Annotated in this window: 15 protein-coding genes; 6 read left to right on the forward strand and 9 right to left on the reverse strand. The window is 65.4% G+C overall.

The genetic code is table 11. The features are described from left to right. Genes BLU39_RS08180 through BLU39_RS08190 form a run of 3 tightly spaced genes read right to left on the reverse strand, consistent with a single transcriptional unit; the run spans position 1 to position 5,231 of the window. Positions 1–2,589 carry an EAL domain-containing protein gene (locus BLU39_RS08180; RefSeq protein WP_092711775.1) on the reverse strand — a complete coding sequence of 863 codons (2,589 nt, stop codon included), beginning with the start codon at positions 2,587–2,589 and terminating at the stop codon, positions 1–3. Continuing rightward, positions 2,586–4,616: a sensor histidine kinase, YfiR-like protein-associated gene (locus BLU39_RS08185; protein ID WP_092711777.1), complete on the reverse strand. Its 2,031-nt coding sequence runs from the start codon at positions 4,614–4,616 to the stop codon at positions 2,586–2,588. Before BLU39_RS08185 ends, BLU39_RS08180 begins: the two co-directional genes overlap by 4 nt. Further along, entirely contained in the window at positions 4,617–5,231 is a 615-nt protein-coding gene (locus BLU39_RS08190; protein WP_157808833.1) for a TOL_0243 family YfiR-like periplasmic protein, read from the reverse strand. It abuts the gene before it with no gap. A 222-nt stretch (positions 5,232–5,453) separates the two neighbouring features. On the opposite strand from BLU39_RS08190, the gene BLU39_RS08195 reads away from it, so the two are divergent. Beyond that, a complete protein-coding gene (locus tag BLU39_RS08195; RefSeq protein WP_092711781.1) occupies positions 5,454–5,936 on the forward strand; it encodes a CinA family protein in 483 nt (160 codons plus the stop codon). Here the strand turns inward: BLU39_RS08195 and BLU39_RS08200 are convergent. Next, complete coding sequence (locus BLU39_RS08200; protein WP_254788923.1) at positions 5,926–7,698, reverse strand: GGDEF domain-containing protein; 1,773 nt, start codon at positions 7,696–7,698, stop codon at positions 5,926–5,928. The genes BLU39_RS08195 and BLU39_RS08200 overlap by 11 nt on opposite strands. Positions 7,699–7,889: 191 nt before the next feature. Here BLU39_RS08200 and BLU39_RS08205 point away from each other — a divergent pair, with 191 nt between their 5' ends. The 3 genes from BLU39_RS08205 (at position 7,890) to BLU39_RS08215 (ending at position 11,873) form a co-directional block, all read left to right on the forward strand. Further along, entirely contained in the window at positions 7,890–8,618 is a 729-nt protein-coding gene (locus BLU39_RS08205; RefSeq protein ID WP_092711783.1) for a P-loop NTPase family protein, read from the forward strand. Then, positions 8,619–8,957, forward strand: coding sequence for a hypothetical protein (locus BLU39_RS08210; RefSeq protein WP_092711785.1), 339 nt, complete (start codon positions 8,619–8,621; stop codon positions 8,955–8,957). It begins immediately after the preceding gene. Between the two features lie 90 nt (positions 8,958–9,047). Then, positions 9,048–11,873 (forward strand): M16 family metallopeptidase, encoded by a 2,826-nt coding sequence (locus BLU39_RS08215; RefSeq protein WP_092711787.1) that lies wholly within the window; start codon positions 9,048–9,050, stop codon positions 11,871–11,873. Between the two features lie 6 nt (positions 11,874–11,879). Here BLU39_RS08215 and BLU39_RS08220 read toward each other — a convergent pair whose 3' ends face one another. Both BLU39_RS08220 and BLU39_RS08225 read right to left on the reverse strand, forming a co-directional pair. Then, complete coding sequence (locus BLU39_RS08220) at positions 11,880–12,281, reverse strand: ribosomal maturation YjgA family protein (RefSeq protein WP_092711789.1); 402 nt, start codon at positions 12,279–12,281, stop codon at positions 11,880–11,882. Between the two features lie 89 nt (positions 12,282–12,370). Continuing rightward, a complete protein-coding gene (locus tag BLU39_RS08225; protein WP_092711791.1) occupies positions 12,371–13,276 on the reverse strand; it encodes a LysR family transcriptional regulator in 906 nt (301 codons plus the stop codon). Between the two features lie 99 nt (positions 13,277–13,375). Here BLU39_RS08225 and BLU39_RS08230 point away from each other — a divergent pair, with 99 nt between their 5' ends. Next, positions 13,376–14,677 (forward strand): SGNH/GDSL hydrolase family protein, encoded by a 1,302-nt coding sequence (locus tag BLU39_RS08230; RefSeq protein WP_217635059.1) that lies wholly within the window; start codon positions 13,376–13,378, stop codon positions 14,675–14,677. Here BLU39_RS08230 and cysK read toward each other — a convergent pair. Next, positions 14,638–15,570, reverse strand: a complete 933-nt coding sequence (gene cysK / locus BLU39_RS08235; protein WP_092711793.1) for a cysteine synthase A — start codon at positions 15,568–15,570, stop codon at positions 14,638–14,640. The genes BLU39_RS08230 and cysK overlap by 40 nt on opposite strands. Positions 15,571–15,669: 99 nt before the next feature. Next, complete coding sequence (locus BLU39_RS08240; RefSeq protein WP_034746152.1) at positions 15,670–16,134, reverse strand: FKBP-type peptidyl-prolyl cis-trans isomerase; 465 nt, start codon at positions 16,132–16,134, stop codon at positions 15,670–15,672. Between the two features lie 93 nt (positions 16,135–16,227). Between BLU39_RS08240 and thpR the strand changes: the two genes are divergently transcribed. Further along, complete coding sequence (gene thpR, locus BLU39_RS08245) at positions 16,228–16,746, forward strand: RNA 2',3'-cyclic phosphodiesterase (protein WP_175539239.1); 519 nt, start codon at positions 16,228–16,230, stop codon at positions 16,744–16,746. On the opposite strand, the gene BLU39_RS08250 is transcribed toward thpR, so the two are convergent. Continuing rightward, complete coding sequence (locus tag BLU39_RS08250; protein ID WP_254788924.1) at positions 16,743–17,600, reverse strand: tRNA threonylcarbamoyladenosine dehydratase; 858 nt, start codon at positions 17,598–17,600, stop codon at positions 16,743–16,745. The two genes, thpR and BLU39_RS08250, sit on opposite strands and share 4 nt — an antisense overlap. Between the last annotated feature and the right edge of the window lie 46 nt (positions 17,601–17,646).

Genomic DNA, 17,646 nt, shown 5'->3' on the forward strand with positions numbered 1-17,646 from the left:
CTAGCGCACCGCCATCCGCGCCAGCCCCGGCTGGTTCACCATCCAGTAGTGCTGAAAGGCCAGGCGGATGTTGTCGCGCAGCTGGGTGTCGTCCCACGGTTTCGTATAGAAACGGTAGATGGCGCCGCGGTTGATCGAGTCGAGCACGGCTTCCAGGCCCGTGTAGCCGGACAGGATGATGCGGATGGTTTCCGGGTACAGCTCCTTCACCTTGCTGAGGAATTCCGTGCCGCTCATGCTCGGCATGCGCTGGTCGCAGACGATCACGTGCACCCGGTGCAGGGCCAGCATTTCAAAGCCTTCGGCCGGCGTGCTGGCCGTGAGGATCTGATAGCCCTCGGGACGGAACAGGCGATGCAAGGACGACAGCACGTTGACGTCGTCGTCGACGATGAGCAGCGTCTGCGCGGGCTGCGCGGCCGGGTCGTGGCCGGGCGGCAGGCCGGCGCCGGCGACGATCATCTGCCCCAGTTCCAGCGCCGGCAAAGAACGGCTGAAATAAAAGCCCTGGATCTCGTCGCAGCGGTTGCGCCGCAGGTATTCGAGCTGCGGGCGCGATTCCACGCCCTCGGCCACCACGCTCAGTTTCAGGCTGTGCGCCATGCTGACGATGGCCAGCGCGATGGCCGCGTCGTTCGGGTTGCTGGTGATGTTGCGCACGAAGGCGATGTCGATTTTCAGCTTGTCGATGGGGAAGCGCTGCAGATACGCGAGACTGGAATAACCGGTGCCGAAATCGTCGATCGCCACCTTCACGCCGATTTTCTTCAATTTGCCCAGCACGACGATGGTGCGCTCGGCGTTCGACATCAGCGCCGTTTCCGTCAGTTCCAGTTCCAGCAGTTCCGGCGCCACGTTGTACTGCGCCAGCGCGCGCGTCACTTCGCTTTCCAGGTCGCCTTCGGCAAACTGGCGGCTCGACACGTTCACGGCCACGTGCACGGGTCCCACCTCGCTGTCGCGCCACTCGGCGATCTGGCGGCAGGCGGCCTGGATCACCCAGGCGCCGACGCGCACGATCAAGCCCGTGTCTTCCAGCACGGGCACGAATTCGGCCGGCGCCACCAGGCCGTAGCCGGGACGGCGCCAGCGCAGCAGCGCCTCGACGCCGCTGATGCGGCCCGTGCGCAAATCCACCTTCGGCTGGTAGTACAGGATGAACTGCTCGTGTTCGAGCGCATGGCGCAGCGCCAGTTCCAGGTCCAGGCGCGCCAGCACCTGCACGTTCATGCCGGCCGTGAAAAAGCGGTAGCCGTCGCGGCCCGCCTGCTTGGCGCCGCCCATGGCCGTATTGGCGTATTTGATCAGGGTTTCCGGGTCGGTGGCGTCGTCCGGATACATGGCGATGCCGATGCTGGCCGTCAGGGTGGCCGCGTGGCCGCGCAGGTCGAACGGCGCGCGCAGGGCTTCGCGCACCTGGTTGGCCACGGCCACGGCTTCCTGCTGGTTGCGGCTCATGGTCAATATGAGCGCGAATTCGTCGTTGCCCAATCGCCCCACCGTGTCGCGCAGGCGCACGCATTCGACCAGGCGGTTGCTGAACTGGCGCAGCAATTCGTCGCCCAGCGCCGCGCCCAGGGTGTCGTTGATGCTTTTGAAACGGTCGAGCGCGATGAACAGCACCACGATGCGCCAGCTTTTTTCCTGCGCCAGTTCCACGGCCTGGGCCAGGGTCTGGTAGAACAGGCTGCGGTTCGGCAATCCCGTCAAGCCATCGTAATGGGCCAGGTGCTTGAGGCGCTCCTGCGCCTGGCGCCGCTCGCTGATGTCGCGCGCCACGGCGATCAGCAGCAGGCCGCCCGCGCCAGGGGTGCCAGAATAGCCGCCCGTCACGGGCGCCTGCGCATACCAGTGCCAGCCCAGTTCCACGGGGATCAGGCTCAGGTCGCGCCGCACCAGTTCGCACTCCGTCACTTCCGTGGCCAGGTGGGCCGGGCCGCCCGGCAGCGCGGCCAGCGGCGGAGCCGGCGGCGATGGCAGCAAGGTGCCCGGCGCCAGCGCCAGCAATTCGTTGCGCGCATAGCCGAGCAGGCGGCAAGCGCCGTCGTTGACGTCGACCAGGGTCATGCCCAGCACGTCGACGAGGAAAATGGCGTCCGTGGTGGCGTCCATGGCGCCGCGGAAGCGCTGCAGTTCGGCCGTGCGCTGGCCCACCGTGCGTTCGAGCAGGGTGTTGTAGTGGCGCGCGGCGCGGTGCAGCAGCCGCACTTCGAGCATGTTGCGGATGCGCGTGAGCACTTCGAGCGCGTCGAAGGGCTTGCTGATGAAATCGCGCGCGCCCGCTTCCAGCGCCGCCAGCTTGGCGTCCGGATCGGCGGCGATCACCAGCACGGGCAGGTAGCCTTCCAGCTCCAGCGGACGCAAGGCATCCATCACCTCGTAGCCGCTCATGCCCGGCATCACCAGGTCGAGGATGATCAGGTCGAACTGGTGGTGCTGGTGCAGGCCGGCCACGGCGCGCGCGTCGAGGGTGCTGGTGCAGGCCGTGTAGCCGCCGCTGTGCAGCAAATGCTCGAGCAGGCGCAGATTGACTTCCTGGTCGTCGACGATGAGGATTTTCGCCGCGTAGATATCGGCCTGGCTGATCATGGCGCGCCCGTTCCCTTCTGCCGGCGCTGCTGCGCCACATAGGCCAGGGTGCTGTTGATCGCCTCGGTAAATTCATCGAGGTTGATCGGCTTGGTCAGGTAGCGGTAAAAGCCCAGCGCCAGGCTGCGCTCGACGTCGCCCGGCATGGCGTTGGCCGTCAGGGCGATGACGGGAATGTGCGCTGTGCGGGGATCGGCGCGCAGCAGTTTCAGCGCGTCCGTGCCATTCACGTTCGGCAGGTTGATGTCCATCAGGATCAGCTGCGGCAGGTGCGCGCGCGCCATTTCCACGCCCAGGCGGCCATCGGTGGCCGTCAGCAGCTGCAATTGCGGGCAGTAGCGCACGATTTCCTCGACCAGGGTCAGGTTGGCGGGATTGTCTTCCACGTACAGCAAGGTCACGGGCGCGCTGTGCTCGAGCAGCGCGCCGGCCAGGTCCGGCCGCGGCAAGGCCAGCGTGTCGGGCGCGGGCAAGGCGTCGACCACGCGCAGCTCGATCCAGAAGGTGCTGCCCTCGCCGGGCGCGCTGGTCACGCCGATGCTGCCATCCATCAGCTCGACCAGGCGCTTGGTGACCACCAGGCCGATGCCGCTGCCCTCTTCCGTGCCGCCTTCCTGCCCCAGCCGGTTGAAAGGCTGGAACAGCAGCGCCACCTGTTCGCCATCGAGGCCGATGCCCGTGTCGCGCACGCTGATGCGCACCCGGCCGCCGGCCTGCGGCGCGCAATCGATGGCCACCTGACCGTGCTCGCGGTTGTACTTGAGCGCATTCGACAGCAGGTTCAACAGGATTTGCTTGAGGCGCGTGCGGTCGGCCAGCACGTTCAGCGGGCAGGCGTCTGGGAAGGTCATGCCGATGCCGCGCTGGCTGGCCAGCGGCGCGATCATGTCGCGGCATTCCTGCAAGATGGCGTCCAGGCCCACCGGTTCGAGCGACAGGCTGACCGTGCCCGATTCCACCTTGGCCAGGTCGAGGATTTCGTTGATCAGTGTCAGCAGGTGCCGCCCCGATTTCAGGATATGGCCGGCGAACTCCTTCTTTTGCTCCAGGGTCGACGGCAGGCGGTCGGAACTGAGGATTTGCGCAAAGCCCAGGATGGCGTTGAGCGGCGTGCGCAATTCATGGCTCATCGACGACAAAAAGGCCGACTTGGCGTAGTTGGCGCTGCGCGCCTCTTCCATCGCCATGGCCAGTTCGCCATTCGTCATTTCCAGCTGCATCGTGCGTTCGTGCACGCGCACTTCCAGCTCCTGGTTCAGGCGCATGACTTCCTGCTGCGCCTCCGTGCGCTGCTCGCCTTCGCGCGCCAGCTCGCCGTTCGAGCGCTCCAGTGCCTGCGTGCGCAGCTCGATCTCGGCCAGCATCTTGTTGAAGGAATCGACCAGCTGCGCCACTTCGTCGACGCTGAGCTTGCGCGCGCGGCGCGAATAGTCGCCCGTCTCGATCACTTCGCGCGCCACGTCGGCGATATCGAGGATGGGCTGGGTGATCACGTAATCGAGGCGGCGCAGCAGCAGCAAGGCCACCAGCAGCGCCAGCACCGTCACGCCCAGCGCGATGGCCAGGTAATCGGCCGTGCGGCCGGCCAGCTCGTAGTCGGCACGCAGATACACGGTGCCCAGCAATTCGCCATTGTCGACGATGGGCTTGAACAATTCGACGGATTTGCCGGCGATGCTGACGCCTTCCTTGCCCACTTTCGCCGGCAGCTCGCCCACCTGCTCGTTCGCGCGGTAGCTGGCAAACAGGCTGCCGTCGGCCTTGTACAGGGCGCCGGCCGTCACGCGCGGGCGGATGCGCATCAGGTTGAGGTTTTCCAGCGCCAGGCGCTCGTCGTCGAAGGCCAGCGCGGCCGAACTCATGTGCCCCAGCAGCTCGGCCTGGGTACTGATGTCGGCCACCAGGTTGCGGTGGTAGGCGCGCAAGTCGTAGACGACGATGGTGCCCAGCGAAATGACGAGGGCCACCAGGGTGGTCAGCAAGACCACCGACATCAGCTTGTGGCGGATGGAACGCAGTCTGATCATCTAGGCGCCCCCCGTCTGCACGCGGTAGGCGGCCAGCAGCATGCGCGCGCTGATGCGGATATGCGCCTGCGCCACGGGTTTCAGGGCCACGTCGAAACGCACCTTGTCGTCGGCCATCACAAAGTTGATCATGCTGCCCATCGCGTAGACCTCATCCGAATCGGACACCGTCAGCAACGCCAGGCCACGGCTGGCGGCCAGCATCTCCTGCAGCGCCGTTTTCTCCAGCGCACCCAGGTACAGCACGTGCAGCCCGGCCAGCGCTTCGCCGCGGCGCACTTTTTTCACCTGCACGGCGCGGCCATTGACGCTATGCCCGGCCACGCTCTGTTCGAGCTGCTCGGCCAGCGCATCGGCGCCCGCCACGCCGATCACCAGCGGTGCATCGGGCCGGGCAAAGCTGCCGTCGGGCCACTCGACATAGCCGGCAAACTTGTACAGATACGCGGCCTTGACCTGGCGTTCCAGTTCCCCCGGCACCTGCGCCAGCGTATCGGCGCACAGCACGCCCAGGAGCAGCAATAGCCAGCCCCAGCGCAGGGAGCGGCCGGCGCCGCGCACGGGGCGGCGCAAGGGGCCAGGATGATGCCACCAGGTCCAGTTCAGAATTGCCATGACAACCGAGTAAAGATAATGCATACGAAGGCGCGGCACCATGCCGCTTGCCTGTTCGGGCGATGCGTACCAGGATGGCGCGGCGGCAGCCCGCCTGCCGGCCTCGAGTGGTAACAAATGCATAAAAGAGTGTACGCATTTTCGCTGGTACCGGGGAAAGTTTCTTTTACCGTGGCCCATGCTACAGTCTTGCCACCATTTTCACCGCATGCAGGAGTCATCATGAGCAAGGAACTCGTCCCCCTCTCCACCGCCCTCGGCCAGGCCTTGCAGTCGAAGGGCCTGCTGCTGGCCACGGCCGAATCGTGCACGGGCGGCGGCGTGGCGCAGGCCGTCACCGATATCCCGGGCTCGAGCGCCTGGTTCGAGCGGGGCTTCGTCACGTATTCCAACGGGGCCAAGAGCGGCATGCTGGGCGTGCCCGCCGAACTGATCGCCGCACACGGCGCCGTCAGCGAGGAAGTGGCCGCCGCCATGGCGCAAGGCACCCTGGCCCACAGCGAAGCCCAGGTGGCCGTCTCGACCACAGGCATCGCCGGTCCCACGGGCGGCGTGCCGGGCAAGCCCGTCGGCACCGTCTGCTTCGGCTGGGCCATGGACGGGCGCGTGCAGACGCAGCGGCTGGTATTCGCCGGCGACCGCCAGGCCGTGCGCGAGCAGGCCGTGGCGCATGCGCTGCGCGAACTGCTGCGCTTTATCCAGTAGCGTCGGCGATGCAGGCGCGGTCGCGGCCCGCCTGCTTGGCCGCGTACAGGGCGCTGTCGGCGCGCATCAGCAATTCGTGGCGGCCGGCGCCGTGGCGCGGATATTCGGCGATGCCGGCCGAAAAGGTGCAGCCCGTCAAGCTGTGCGGCGCCTGCTGGATCAGCAGCTGGCGGTAGCGCGCGGCGATGTCGTCGATCTTGTGCGCGGCGATGAGGCTGTCGGCTTCGCGCAATAGCAGGCAGAATTCCTCGCCGCCATAGCGGCACACCATGTCGCTGCCGCGCAGCTGGCCTTCCACCAGGCGCGCGAACTGGATCAGCACTTCGTCGCCAAAGTTGTGTCCGTAGGTGTCGTTGACGCGCTTGAAAAAATCCAGGTCGATGATGGCGATGGCCACGGGCGCATCCGCGTCGGCTTCGTGCAGGATGGCGTTGAGGCAGGATTCAAAATGGCGGCGGTTGTACAGGCCCGTCAGGTGGTCGCGCATGGCCTGTTCCTTCAGGCTGTCCTGCAGGGAATTGACGTGCAGGATCTGGTGCGCCAGTTCGCGGTTCAGGTGCTCGAGCTTGGCGTTTTCCGTCTCGCGCGCGGCCTGCAGTTCCAGCGCCTTGTCGCGCTCGGCCTTCAGGCTGTGCATTTCCTTTTCCAGGTTGCGCATCAGGCTGCGCGACGCGCGCGCCGACTTGCTGCTGGCCTCGTAGGCGGCCTGGTATTGCTGCAGGAAACCATATGCGGCCTGCCATTCGCCCAGCTGGGCGTTGATGTCGGCCAGTCCCCGCAGGATCTGCTGCTGGTGAAATGGATTGCGCGTCCAGCTCAGCAGGCTGTGCGCCTGCGTCAGGGACGCCAGCGCCTGCGCCGTCTGGCCCGCGTGCAGGTCGAGCTTGCCGCGCACCAGCCACGCATGCATCTGCTCTTCCAGGTCCTGGCCCCGGCGCGCGTACTCCTCGGCCCGCAACAGCAATTGCAGGGCGCTGTCGGGCTGGCGCAGCAGGATGGCCGCGTGGGCGGCAATGCAGAACAGAAAAGCGCGCACGGCCAGGTCTTCTTCCGGCCACTCGTAAAACGGTTCGACCAGCGCCAGCGCCTCGGCCGGCTTGCCCGTAGCCAATAAACACATGGCCAGGTTGGCCGAGACGATGGTTTGCTGGTATTTGAGCTTTTGCGTGCCGATGATCTCGAGCGCTTCGACCAGCAGGGGAATGGCGTCTTCATCGTTGCCCAGGTCGTGCTGCGACGACGCCAGGTTCGACAGGCTGTTGACCCGGTGCGCGGGGCTGCCGAAACGTTCGGCGATGTCGAGCGCCAGCAGGAAATTGCGCGGGCCGTCCTGCGTATCGCCACGGTTCAGGGCATCGACGCCCAGGCGCGCGTACAGCATGAACTTGTGCAGCGAATCGGGTATCTGCGCGGCCTGGCTGCGCGCCTGCAGAAAATGCTGTTCGGCATCGGCAAAGTCGCCGCGCCGGCTCGCATACGCGCCCTGCAGGGCGGCCACTTCCATGCCCCCCTCCAGGTCGCCGCTGTGCCGGAAATACGCGCCCAGGCGCTCGCACGACGGTTCGGCCTCGCCCGCGTAATACGCGAGCCAGCAATGATTGAGTTCCGCATACGCGCCGCCGCGCGCATACTGTTGCCGTTGCGCCGCCGCCAGCGCCATCTGCGCCAGCCGGCGCGCCTGGCGGCGGTTGCCGACCAGGCAAGACAGGGCTTGCTGATTCAGACGGTCAATGTCGGCTTTATCGAGACTGGAGATCGGCACTGCGTCCTCGTTCACACTCTGGGGTGGATTTTTCACACAAAACTTGCTCTGTATCAATGGTATCCTGATTAACATCATAACCAGATTCGCTGTTCCGCATGGCATATTTGCAAAGGATTGTGGTAAAAATGCCAGTCGCCGCTGTCACGGATCTTTGATTGTCACTGACGCAACAACTTGGAGTAGTCGCAATGCAAAACACGGTACATTTCATCCTGCAGGGCAAGGGCGGCATCGGCAAGACCCTCGTCTCTACCCTGCTGGCCCAGTGGATAGGCGGCAAGGACGACACGCCTTTGCGCTGCTATGACACCGACCAGGAAAACGCGACTTTTTCGCGCTACAAGGCGATGCAGGTCAAGCACGTGCCCGTGATGACGGATGCGCGCAACATCGACCCGAAACGCTTCGACGCGCTGATGATCGACATCCTTGAAACGGACGGCAACTGCGTGATCGACAATGGCGCCAACACGTTTTCGCCGCTGATGGGCTATCTGTTGGAAAACGACTGTTTCTCGCTGCTGGAAGAATCGGGCCGCAAGGTGTACATCCACACCATCGTCGGCGGCGGCGACACCCTGCACGACACGGCCACGGGCTTTGTCGCGACGGCCCAATCGACGAAGATGCCGCTGGTGCTGTGGCAAAACGAACACTTCGGCCTGCTGCAATCGGCGTCCGGCAAGCAATTCGTCGAATCGCAGTCGTACAGCGACAACCGCGCGCGCGTCAAGGGCAGCATCACCCTGAGCCAGCGCAATCCCGACACCTTTGGCGCGGACGTCAAGAAAATGAACACGGCGCGCCTGACGATGCAGGAAGTGCTGCAGAACGACAAGTTCAACATCATGGAAAAGCAGCGCATCAAGGTCGTCTACCGCGACATCTTCGAACAGCTCGACAAGGTGCAGTGGTAGATGGACCGGCACAAACTGCGCAGCCACGTGTTCGACAAGACGGGCATCAAGGTCGATGTCGATGACCCCATATTCGCCCTCGTGGCGCTGAACGAAGCCGTGCTGGCGGAAACCGTCGAGCGCCAGCTGGCCCTGCTCGACGCCGCCACGCAGGCGCTGGCGGCGCAGGCGCGCGCGGCGGGCGGCTTGCCGGCCATGTCCCAGCCGGTGCAGGAAACGCCCGGGCGCGCCCCGGTCTTTACGCCGCGCGAATGGCGCTTGCTGGGCGCGGCGGCCATCGTCTCCGTCGCCTGCGCGCTGCTGGTACTGGGCGGCGCGGCCCTGCTGTATAAACTGTAGCACCGACCGTAGTAAGGACCGTAGCACCAGCGCGCTGCGCCAGCCACGAGCGAGCCGTAGCGTCTTCTCCACCCATCCCTGGAAGCATGCATGAAACCGATCAAACTGCTGGCCCTCCCTGCCCTGTTGCTGTCGCTGTACGGCGCCCCGCTCACCCTCGCCCATGCCGCCGATGCGGCCGCGACTGCCCCCATGGGTGCGACGTCCGTGCCGAATATCGCCTACGAAAAATACACCTTGCCGAACGGCCTCGACGTCATTCTCGTGGAAGACCATAAATTGCCCGTCACGGCCGTCAATATCTGGTACCACGTGGGTCCCGCGAATGAAGCGCCGGGCCTGACGGGCTTTGCGCATCTGTTCGAGCACATGATGTTTGCCGCCACCAAGCACGTGCCGCGCGGCATGGCCGACCAGTTGCTCGAAGGCGCGGGCGCCACGGATTCGAACGGCAGCACGGATTTCGACCGCACCAATTATTTCGACACGGTGCCGTCGAACCAGCTGGAACTGGCGCTGTGGACGCATTCCGACCGCATGGGCTATCTGCTGGACGTACTCGACCAGACGGCGCTGACGAACCAGCAGGACGTGGTGCGCAACGAGCGCCGCCAGAGCGTGGAAAATGCGCCGTACGGCATCGTGCAGGAAGCGCTGTACCACCAGCTGTTTCCCAAGACCCACCCGTATTACGCCAGCGTCATCGGTTCGCACGCGGACATCCAGAACGCGAAACTGGCCGACATCAAGGAATTCTTCAGCAAATACTATGGCCCCAACAACGCCAGCCTCGTGATCGCGGGCGATATCGACAAGGCGAAGACCAAGGAACTGGTCAACAAATACTTCGGCAGCTTCAAGAGCGGCCCGGCCGTGCCGAAACCCGATGTCGTGACGCCGCCCATCACGCAGGAGCGCCGCATCGTGGTGCAGGACCGGGTCGAATTGCCGCGCGTCTTCATGGCCTGGCTGACGCCGTCCGCCTACACAAAAGATGACGCGGAACTGTCGATGGCCGCGCACATCCTGGCCGGCGGCAAGTCCAGCCGTTTATATAAATCCCTCGTGTACGACAAGCAGATCGCGCAGGACGTGGGCGCCAGCCAGGGCTCGAACGCCCTCACGTCGATTTTCACCATCGACGCGACGGCGCGCCCGGGCCGCAAGCCCGAGGAAATCGAGCAAGCCCTGCAGGCGGAACTGGAACAGCTGCGCGCCCAGGGCCCGACCGAGAAGGAACTGGAACGCGCGCGCAACAGCATCGAGACGAGCATGCTGAGCCAGGTGGAAAAAATGGGCGGCCACGGCGTGGCCAACTTGCTCAACGAATACAACCAGTACGTGGGCGACCCCGGCTACCTGGCCAAGGATATCGCGCGCTACCGCCAGGTGACGGCGGCCGGCGTGCAGCGCGCCGTCGACCAGTACCTGAAAAACCAGTCGCGCGTGGTCGTCTACGGCGTGCCCGGCACGCCGGACTTGGGCGCGGAAGTACCGACGCCGGCGCCGGGCAAGGTCAAGCCTGCGCCAGGCACGGCCATCAATGCGGACGAGCCATGGCGCAATACCGTGCCGAAGGCCGGTCCCGCGCCGAAGATTGTTTTACCGCAAGGAAAATCGTTCACCCTGGCGAACGGCCTGACCGTGATCCACCACTACAACGGGGCCGTGCCGCTCGTGTCCAGCCAGCTGGTCATCAAGAGCGGCTCGGGCGCCAATCCGCTGGCGCAGCCGGGCTTGTCTAGCTTTACGGCACAATTGCTGCAGGAAGGCACGGCCACGCGCAGCGCGCCGCAAATCGCCGACGACGTGGCGCAGCTGGGCGCCCTGCTCAATACCGGCTCCGGCGTGGATGCATCGTTTGCCCAGCTGACGTCGCTCAAAGCCACGTTCCCGCAAGCGCTCGACGTGCTGGCCGACGTGGTGCTGCACCCGCAATTCCCGCAGGAAGAAGTCGAGCGCCAGCGCGCCAGCCGCATCGGCGAACTGGCGCAGCAGCGCGAAAACGCGGGAGCCGTGGCAGCCCGCGTGGAGGCGGCGGCCCTGTATGGCCCGCAGCATCCGTATGGCTATATCCAGCTGGGCACGGAAGCGGCGCTGAAAGCGGCCAGCCGCGCCGACCTGCAAGGTTTCTGGCAGCAGCATTACCTGCCCAACAATGCGGCGCTGATCGTCTCGGGCGATATCGGCGAAGCGGAATTGAAGGCGCTGGCCGAAGCCAAGTTCGGCAGCTGGAAGGCAGGCACGGTGGCGCCGTCCGTGGCCGCCGCACCGCAGACGACGAAGGCGAAACTGATTTTGGTCGACAAGCCGGGCGCGCCGCAAACGGCCTTGCGCCTGTCGACCATCGCCGTGCCGCGCGCCACGCCCGATTACGCGCCGCTGCAAGTGATGAACGCGGCGCTGGGCGGCTTGTTTACCAGCCGTCTGAACACCAACTTGCGCGAAGAAAAGGGCTACACGTATGGCGTGCGCTCGCAATTCCAGTACCGCAAGCAGCCTGGACCGTTTTCGATTGCCGCCAGCGTGCGCACCGATGTGACGGGCCCGGCCGTGTCGGAAACCGTCAGGGAAATCCGCGCCATGATCGCCAAACCCTTGAGCAACAAGGAATTGGCGAATGCGCGCAACTCGCAAGTGCTGTCCTTGCCCGGCCAGTTCGAGACGAATGCCAGCATCAGCGCCAGCATGGCCAACACGTACATCTACGGCCTGGGCCTCGACTACTACACGACCTTGCCGCAGCGCTTTGCCAGCGTGACGGACAAGCAGGTGCAGCAGGTGGCGAAGAAATACCTGCAGCCGGAAAAGCTGATCGTCATCGGCGTGGGCGACAAGGCGAAGATCGCTCCGCAATTGTCGAAGCTGAAACTGGCGCCCGTGGAAGTGCGCGATGCCGAAGGCAACGTGAAGTGATCAGGTTTAGCGGCGCTTGAACAGCGCCGCTTTATCCACCAGCGCCGCGATCGCCACGCCCGCTGCGTAGGCGATCAGGTCGACCCAGCCGAAGGCGGAGCCCAGCACCAGGTGTCCCAGCGGATGGGCGCGCAACGCGACGATCCACGGCGCCTGGTATAGCTGGCCAAATTCCACGGCAAAGCAGATCAGCAGGGACCACGAGACCAGCTGCCACGTGCGCATGCGCGTGGCGATGGCGCCCAGCGCAAAGACGATCATCATGGCCCACAGGGCGTCGCCCGGATACTTGCCGAGCGCGACGGGGACGAATTGGGGAAAGGCGCGCGAGGCCAGGCCCAGCGCGATGACAGCCACGGTTGCGCCCACCTGCGGCAGGCGACGGCGTTCAGGTTTTACCAGGAACATATTTCCATTCAAAGGCACAATACGGGCCGAACCATTGCGGCCCGTCCGGTATTGTACTGCGCGGCCGTGTCCGCCTGCAGCCTATCGCATTAGCCAAGGTCGACGTGCTGCGCCAGGAAATCGAGAAAGACGCGCACGCGCAGCGGCACATGCCCGCCTTGCCCCACGAACACGGCATGCACTTCCTCGCTGTCGCCGGGATTGCACTCTTCCAGCACGGCCTGCAAACGGCCGGCCGCGATATCGGCGCGCACCTGGAAGGCGGCCAGGCGCGCCAGTCCCAGTCCCGCCAGCGCCAGCTGCCGCAAGGCTTCGCCATCGCTGGCCTGTGCATTGCCCGTGACGGGCACGACGACGTCGCCCTCGGGCAGGCGCAGCGGCCAGCCCGAGCGGGCGCGCGCATAATTGGCGTCGAGCAGATTGTGCGACGCCAGCTCGGCAGGCGTCAACGGCGTGCCGCGCCGGGCCAGGTAGCCTGGCGCCGCCACGATGGCCATGCGCGTCTGGCCCAGCTTGCGCGCCAGCAGGCTGGAACTTTTCAATGGCCCCGCCCGCACGGCCACGTCCGTGCGCTGCTCGAGGATATCGACGACTTCATCCGTGAGCACGATGTCGAGCGTCACCTCGGGATAGCGCTCGAGAAACAACGGCGCCAGCGGCAACAAGAAATGCTGGCCGAACGGCACGTTCGCATTGACTCGTATTTTGCCGCGCGGCACATCCTGCACGCCGGCGCAGCGCTCGGCCTCGTCCAGCGCCGCCAGCACCTGCTGCCCCCGTTCGTACAGGCCGCAACCTTCCGCCGTCAGTTGCAGCTGGCGTGTGGAGCGGTTCAGCAGGCGCGCACCCAGGCGCTCTTCCAGCCGCGAGACGAGCTTGCTGACGGCCGACGGCGTCATGCCGCAAGCGCGCGCGGCGGCGGAAAAGCCGCCGAGCTCGACCACGCGCACGAACACTTCCAGCTCGCCGGAGCGGTTCACTTCCAGTCTGGCCATTGTGAATTCAACTCATAAATGTTCTTCGATGAGATAGTCTAGTGCATAAATGGCTTTGCTTTCATCATGTGCACATTCCCCTTGATGAAACGAGCCGCCATGCAACGACTGTCCCTCCTCCCCGCCATCCTGCTGAGCCTGGCGCTGAGCATTCCCGCCGCCCATGCGGCCGATCCCGCACCCTCCTGGCTGGCCAGCTGGACGGCCAGCCCGCAAGCCGTGTGGAGCCGCGATTTCCTGTTCCCCAGCAATGTGCCCGCCGTGCTGCAGGGGCACACCGTGCGCCAGGTGGCGCGCATCAGCGTGGGCGGCCCGCGCGTGCGCATCGTGTTGTCGAATGCGTACGGCAAGGCGCCGCTGCGCATCGGCGCGGCCACCGTGGCCCTGGCCGCGTCTGGTTCCGCCATCGAAGCGGGCAACCTGCGCACGCTCACGTTTTCCGGCCAGACTTCGGCCAGCGTGGCGCCGGGCGCGCCGCTCGTCAGCGACCCCGTCGAGCTGTCCGTGCCAGACCTGGCCCGCCTGACGGTCAGCATCCACCTGCCGCAAGCCAGTCCCGTGTCCACGTTCCACTGGGATGGGCGCGAGACGGCGTGGATCGCCCCGCAGGACCAGACGCGGGCCGCGCGCATCGATGACGCGCCCGGCGTGCAGACCACGACGGCGCGCGTCTTGCTCAGTGCGATTCAGGTGGAGGCGGCACCGGGGGCGCAGGGAGCGCAAACTGTGGCCATCCTGGGAGACTCGATTAGCGATGGCGCCAGCGCCAGCCTGGGGATGGATACGCGCTGGCCCGATTTCCTGGCCCGGCGTTTGGCACCGCACGGCGTGGCCGTGATCAATGCGGGCATTTCCGGTGCGCGGTTGTTGTCCGACGGCATGGGAGACAATGCCCTGGCCCGTTTCGAGCGCGACGTGCTGGCGCAGCCGGGCGTGCGCACGGTGGTCGTCTTGTTGGGGATCAATGACATCAGCTGGCCCGGCACGGCGTTTGCGCCACGGTCAAAACGGCCGACATTGGAGGAGTTGACGGCTGGCTACGCCCAGCTGGTCGCCCAGGCCCGCAGCCGCGGCGTGCGCGTGATCGCCGCCACCCTGACGCCGTTCGCAGGCGCCCTGCCCGGCACACCGCTGAGCGACTATTATCAGCCGGAAAAAGATGCGCTGCGCCAGCAATTGAACGCGTGGATACGCGCCAGCGGCCTTTTTGACGCCGTACTCGACTTCGACGCATTGGCGCGCGATCCGGCGCACCCGTTGCGCCTGCTGCCCGCCTACGACTCGGGCGACCACCTGCACCCGGGCGACGCAGGCAACCGGGCGCTGGCGGAAGGGACAGACCTGTCCCTACTGTTTACAAATCAGTCGCCCAGCCCTGCGTACAAAGCGGTACTCAGGTAGCGCTCGCCGAACGACGGAATGATGGTGACGATGGTCTTGCCCGCGTTTTCCGGACGGCGCGCCACTTGCAGGGTGGCCCACAGGGCGGCACCCGACGAGATGCCGACCAACAAGCCTTCGTCGCTGGCGGCCAGGCGCGCCGTGGCGAAGGCGTCGTCGTTCTTGACGCAAATGATTTCGTCATAGATGGCCGTATTCAAGATCTGCGGCACGAAACCGGCGCCGATGCCCTGGATCGGGTGCGGCCCCTTGGTGCCCTTCGACAGCATCGGCGACGCTTCCGGTTCCACGGCAATCACTTGCAGGCCGGGCTTGCGCTCCTTCAGCACTTCGCCGATGCCGGTGATCGTGCCGCCCGTGCCTACGCCGGCGATGACGATATCGACTTGGCCGTCCGTGTCGCGCCAGATTTCCTCGGCCGTCGTGGCGCGGTGGATGGCGGGATTGGCGGGGTTATTGAATTGCTGCAGCATCAGGTAGCGCGGGTCGGCCGCCACCAGTTCCTCGGCCTTGCGGATGGCGCCCAGCATGCCTTCGCTGCCCGGCGTGAGCACCAGCTCGGCGCCATAGGCGCGCAGCAGGATGCGCCGCTCGCGGCTCATGGTGTCGGGCATGACGAGGGTGCAGCGGTAGCCGCGCGCGGCGCACACCATGGCCAGCGCGATGCCCGTGTTGCCGCTCGTCGGTTCGACGATGACGGTATCGGGATGGATCTTGCCTGCGGCTTCGGCGGCGACGATCATGGCCAGGCCGATGCGGTCCTTGACGCTGTGCGCGGGATTGTAGAATTCGAGTTTGGCCAGGATGGTGGCCACACTGCCGGCAGCGATGCGGTTGATGCGCACCAGAGGGGTGTTGCCGATCAGTTCGGTGACGTCGTTGGCGATGTTCATGGGTGTGGTCTCCACAGCAATTACAGAAGAACCCAGTCTACCGCGTTTCAGCGCGCAAATGGCGGCGGCGCGGTCATGCGCCGCCGCCAAACTGAACAATTACTTCACGTCCAGCAATTCCACGTCGAAGATCAGTGCCGAGTTCGGCGGAATGTCGCCATTGCCGGCGCCGCGCGGACCATAGGCCAGTTCGCCTGGAATGATCAGGGTGCGCTTGCCGCCCACCTTCATGCCGGCCACGCCCTGGTCCCAGCCCTTGATGACCATGCCCTTGCCGAGCGGGAAGTCGAACGGGCCACGACCCACGGAGCTGTCGAACTTCTTGCCGCGCGAATCTTTCGCCAGCGGACGATACAGCCAGCCCGTGTAATGCACGGTGACGTTGCTGCCGACGGACGCTTCCTTGCCCGTGCCGACCTTGTTGTCGATCAGGATCAATTTATCGGCGACAGGGCCGGGGCTCAGCGAGACGGCCGAGGCGGGAACAGGCGCTGGCGCCTGTGCCTGCGCCAGCGATGCGGCGACGGAGCAGATCAGGGCAAACAAAACGGAGCTACGCGTCATGATGTATTCTTTCAGTGAGTTTCGGTGAGATCCCTGCACCTAACATGGCAGGGAACGCCAATGATAGCAAACCGCCGCAACGATAGGAAAAACTTGTCGCACGATACACACTGCCCCCGCCTGTTTTACGCGCTGTGGCCCGACGCGGCCACGCGCGCGGCCCTGGCCGCCTGGCAGGCGCGCTTGCCAGGCAAACCCGTGCGCGCGGACAAGCTGCACCTGACCCTGGCCTTCCTGGGCCAGCGCCCGGCCAGCGATCTGCCGGCCCTGCTCGACATCCTGGCGCACTTGCCGGCGCGCGCCATGCCCTTGCTGTTCGATCACGCCAGCCACTTTACAAAGCTGGCGCTGGCCTGGGCCGCCCTGGCGCAGCCTTCGCCCGCCCTGCTGGACTTGCGCGCGGCCTGCATGCAGCGCCTGGCGGAACAGGGGCTGGCGCCCCGCTTCGAACACGACCGCTTTACGCCACACGTGACCCTGGCGCGCCAGGCGCCGCCGCCGGCCATCGATGACTTCGCGCCCATCGCCTGGCTGGCCGACGAGCTGGTGCTGGTGGAATCGCTCAAGAGCAGCGGCGACTACCGCATCCTGGCCAGCAGGAAATTAAGCTAGGCGGCGTCCGGTATCGACACGGGCACCTCGGCCAATTTGTCCTGGCGCAAGCTTTTCAGCGCGTGGGCGGCCGCCACCATGCCGAAGCTGGCCGTCACCACCACGCTGGAACCGAAACCGGCACAGTTCAGGCCCGTCACGCCGGCGGGCGCGCCGCCATCGATGGCGCACGCTTCCGCGCTCTCGGGCGTACTCAGCGGCTCCATGGAAAACACGGCGTCGACATTGAATTTGTTTTTCACGCCACGGGGGAAACCATATTCCGTGCGCAACAGTTTTCGCACGCGCTTGAGCAACGGTTCCTGTTCCGTTTTCGACAGGTCGCGCACGGCGATCAGGGTCGGGTCCGTCTGCCCGCCCGCGCTGCCGATGGTCAGCATGGACAGATTGCGTGCGCGGCAATACGCGATCACGGCCGCTTTCGCCTTGGCATTGTCGATCGCGTCGACCAGATAGTCGAAATCGCGCCCGCCCAACAACTGCTCGAGGTTATCGGGGCTAATAAAATCCTCGATCTGCGTGACCTGGCAAAACGGGTTGATCAGTTCGATGCGTTCGGCCAGGGCCGTGATCTTGGCCTTGCCGATGGTGTCGCTCATGGCCTGGATCTGGCGGTTGATGTTCGATTCGGCAACATTGTCGAGGTCGATCAGGGTCAGGCGGCCGATGGCGCTACGCGCAAGCGCTTCGACGATCCAGGAACCGACGCCGCCCACGCCGATCACACACACGTGGGCGGCACGGAAGCGTTCCAGTGCCGCCGTGCCATACAGGCGGGCAATGCCGCCGAAACGCCGCTCAAAATCGATCTCGGTCAAGTCCATGGAAATTAGTTCATTGGTGGAGGTATGCATGGCGCCATTTTAACGGACACTGCGCTGGCAGATATTCTAAAATAGC

This window comes from Janthinobacterium sp. OK676 (assembly GCF_900103595.1).
Taxonomy (GTDB): domain Bacteria; phylum Pseudomonadota; class Gammaproteobacteria; order Burkholderiales; family Burkholderiaceae_D; genus Janthinobacterium.

What these genes read in the sequence shown, in the direction of transcription:
- BLU39_RS08185 (WP_092711777.1), bottom strand. Translation starts at nt 4,616, where the DNA reads ATGATCAGACTGCGTTCCATCCGCCACAAGCTGATGTCGGTGGTCTTG.
- BLU39_RS08250 (WP_254788924.1), bottom strand. Translation starts at nt 17,600, where the DNA reads ATGCATACCTCCACCAATGAACTAATTTCCATGGACTTGACCGAGATC.
- BLU39_RS08215 (WP_092711787.1), top strand. Translation starts at nt 9,048, where the DNA reads ATGAAACCGATCAAACTGCTGGCCCTCCCTGCCCTGTTGCTGTCGCTG.
- BLU39_RS08230 (WP_217635059.1), top strand. Translation starts at nt 13,376, where the DNA reads ATGCAACGACTGTCCCTCCTCCCCGCCATCCTGCTGAGCCTGGCGCTG.
- BLU39_RS08195 (WP_092711781.1), top strand. Translation starts at nt 5,454, where the DNA reads ATGAGCAAGGAACTCGTCCCCCTCTCCACCGCCCTCGGCCAGGCCTTG.
- BLU39_RS08180 (WP_092711775.1), bottom strand. Translation starts at nt 2,589, where the DNA reads ATGATCAGCCAGGCCGATATCTACGCGGCGAAAATCCTCATCGTCGAC.
- BLU39_RS08205 (WP_092711783.1), top strand. Translation starts at nt 7,890, where the DNA reads ATGCAAAACACGGTACATTTCATCCTGCAGGGCAAGGGCGGCATCGGC.
- BLU39_RS08190 (WP_157808833.1), bottom strand. Translation starts at nt 5,231, where the DNA reads ATGGCAATTCTGAACTGGACCTGGTGGCATCATCCTGGCCCCTTGCGC.
- BLU39_RS08240 (WP_034746152.1), bottom strand. Translation starts at nt 16,134, where the DNA reads ATGACGCGTAGCTCCGTTTTGTTTGCCCTGATCTGCTCCGTCGCCGCA.
- BLU39_RS08220 (WP_092711789.1), bottom strand. Translation starts at nt 12,281, where the DNA reads ATGTTCCTGGTAAAACCTGAACGCCGTCGCCTGCCGCAGGTGGGCGCA.
- BLU39_RS08225 (WP_092711791.1), bottom strand. Translation starts at nt 13,276, where the DNA reads ATGGCCAGACTGGAAGTGAACCGCTCCGGCGAGCTGGAAGTGTTCGTG.
- cysK (WP_092711793.1), bottom strand. Translation starts at nt 15,570, where the DNA reads ATGAACATCGCCAACGACGTCACCGAACTGATCGGCAACACCCCTCTG.
- BLU39_RS08210 (WP_092711785.1), top strand. Translation starts at nt 8,619, where the DNA reads ATGGACCGGCACAAACTGCGCAGCCACGTGTTCGACAAGACGGGCATC.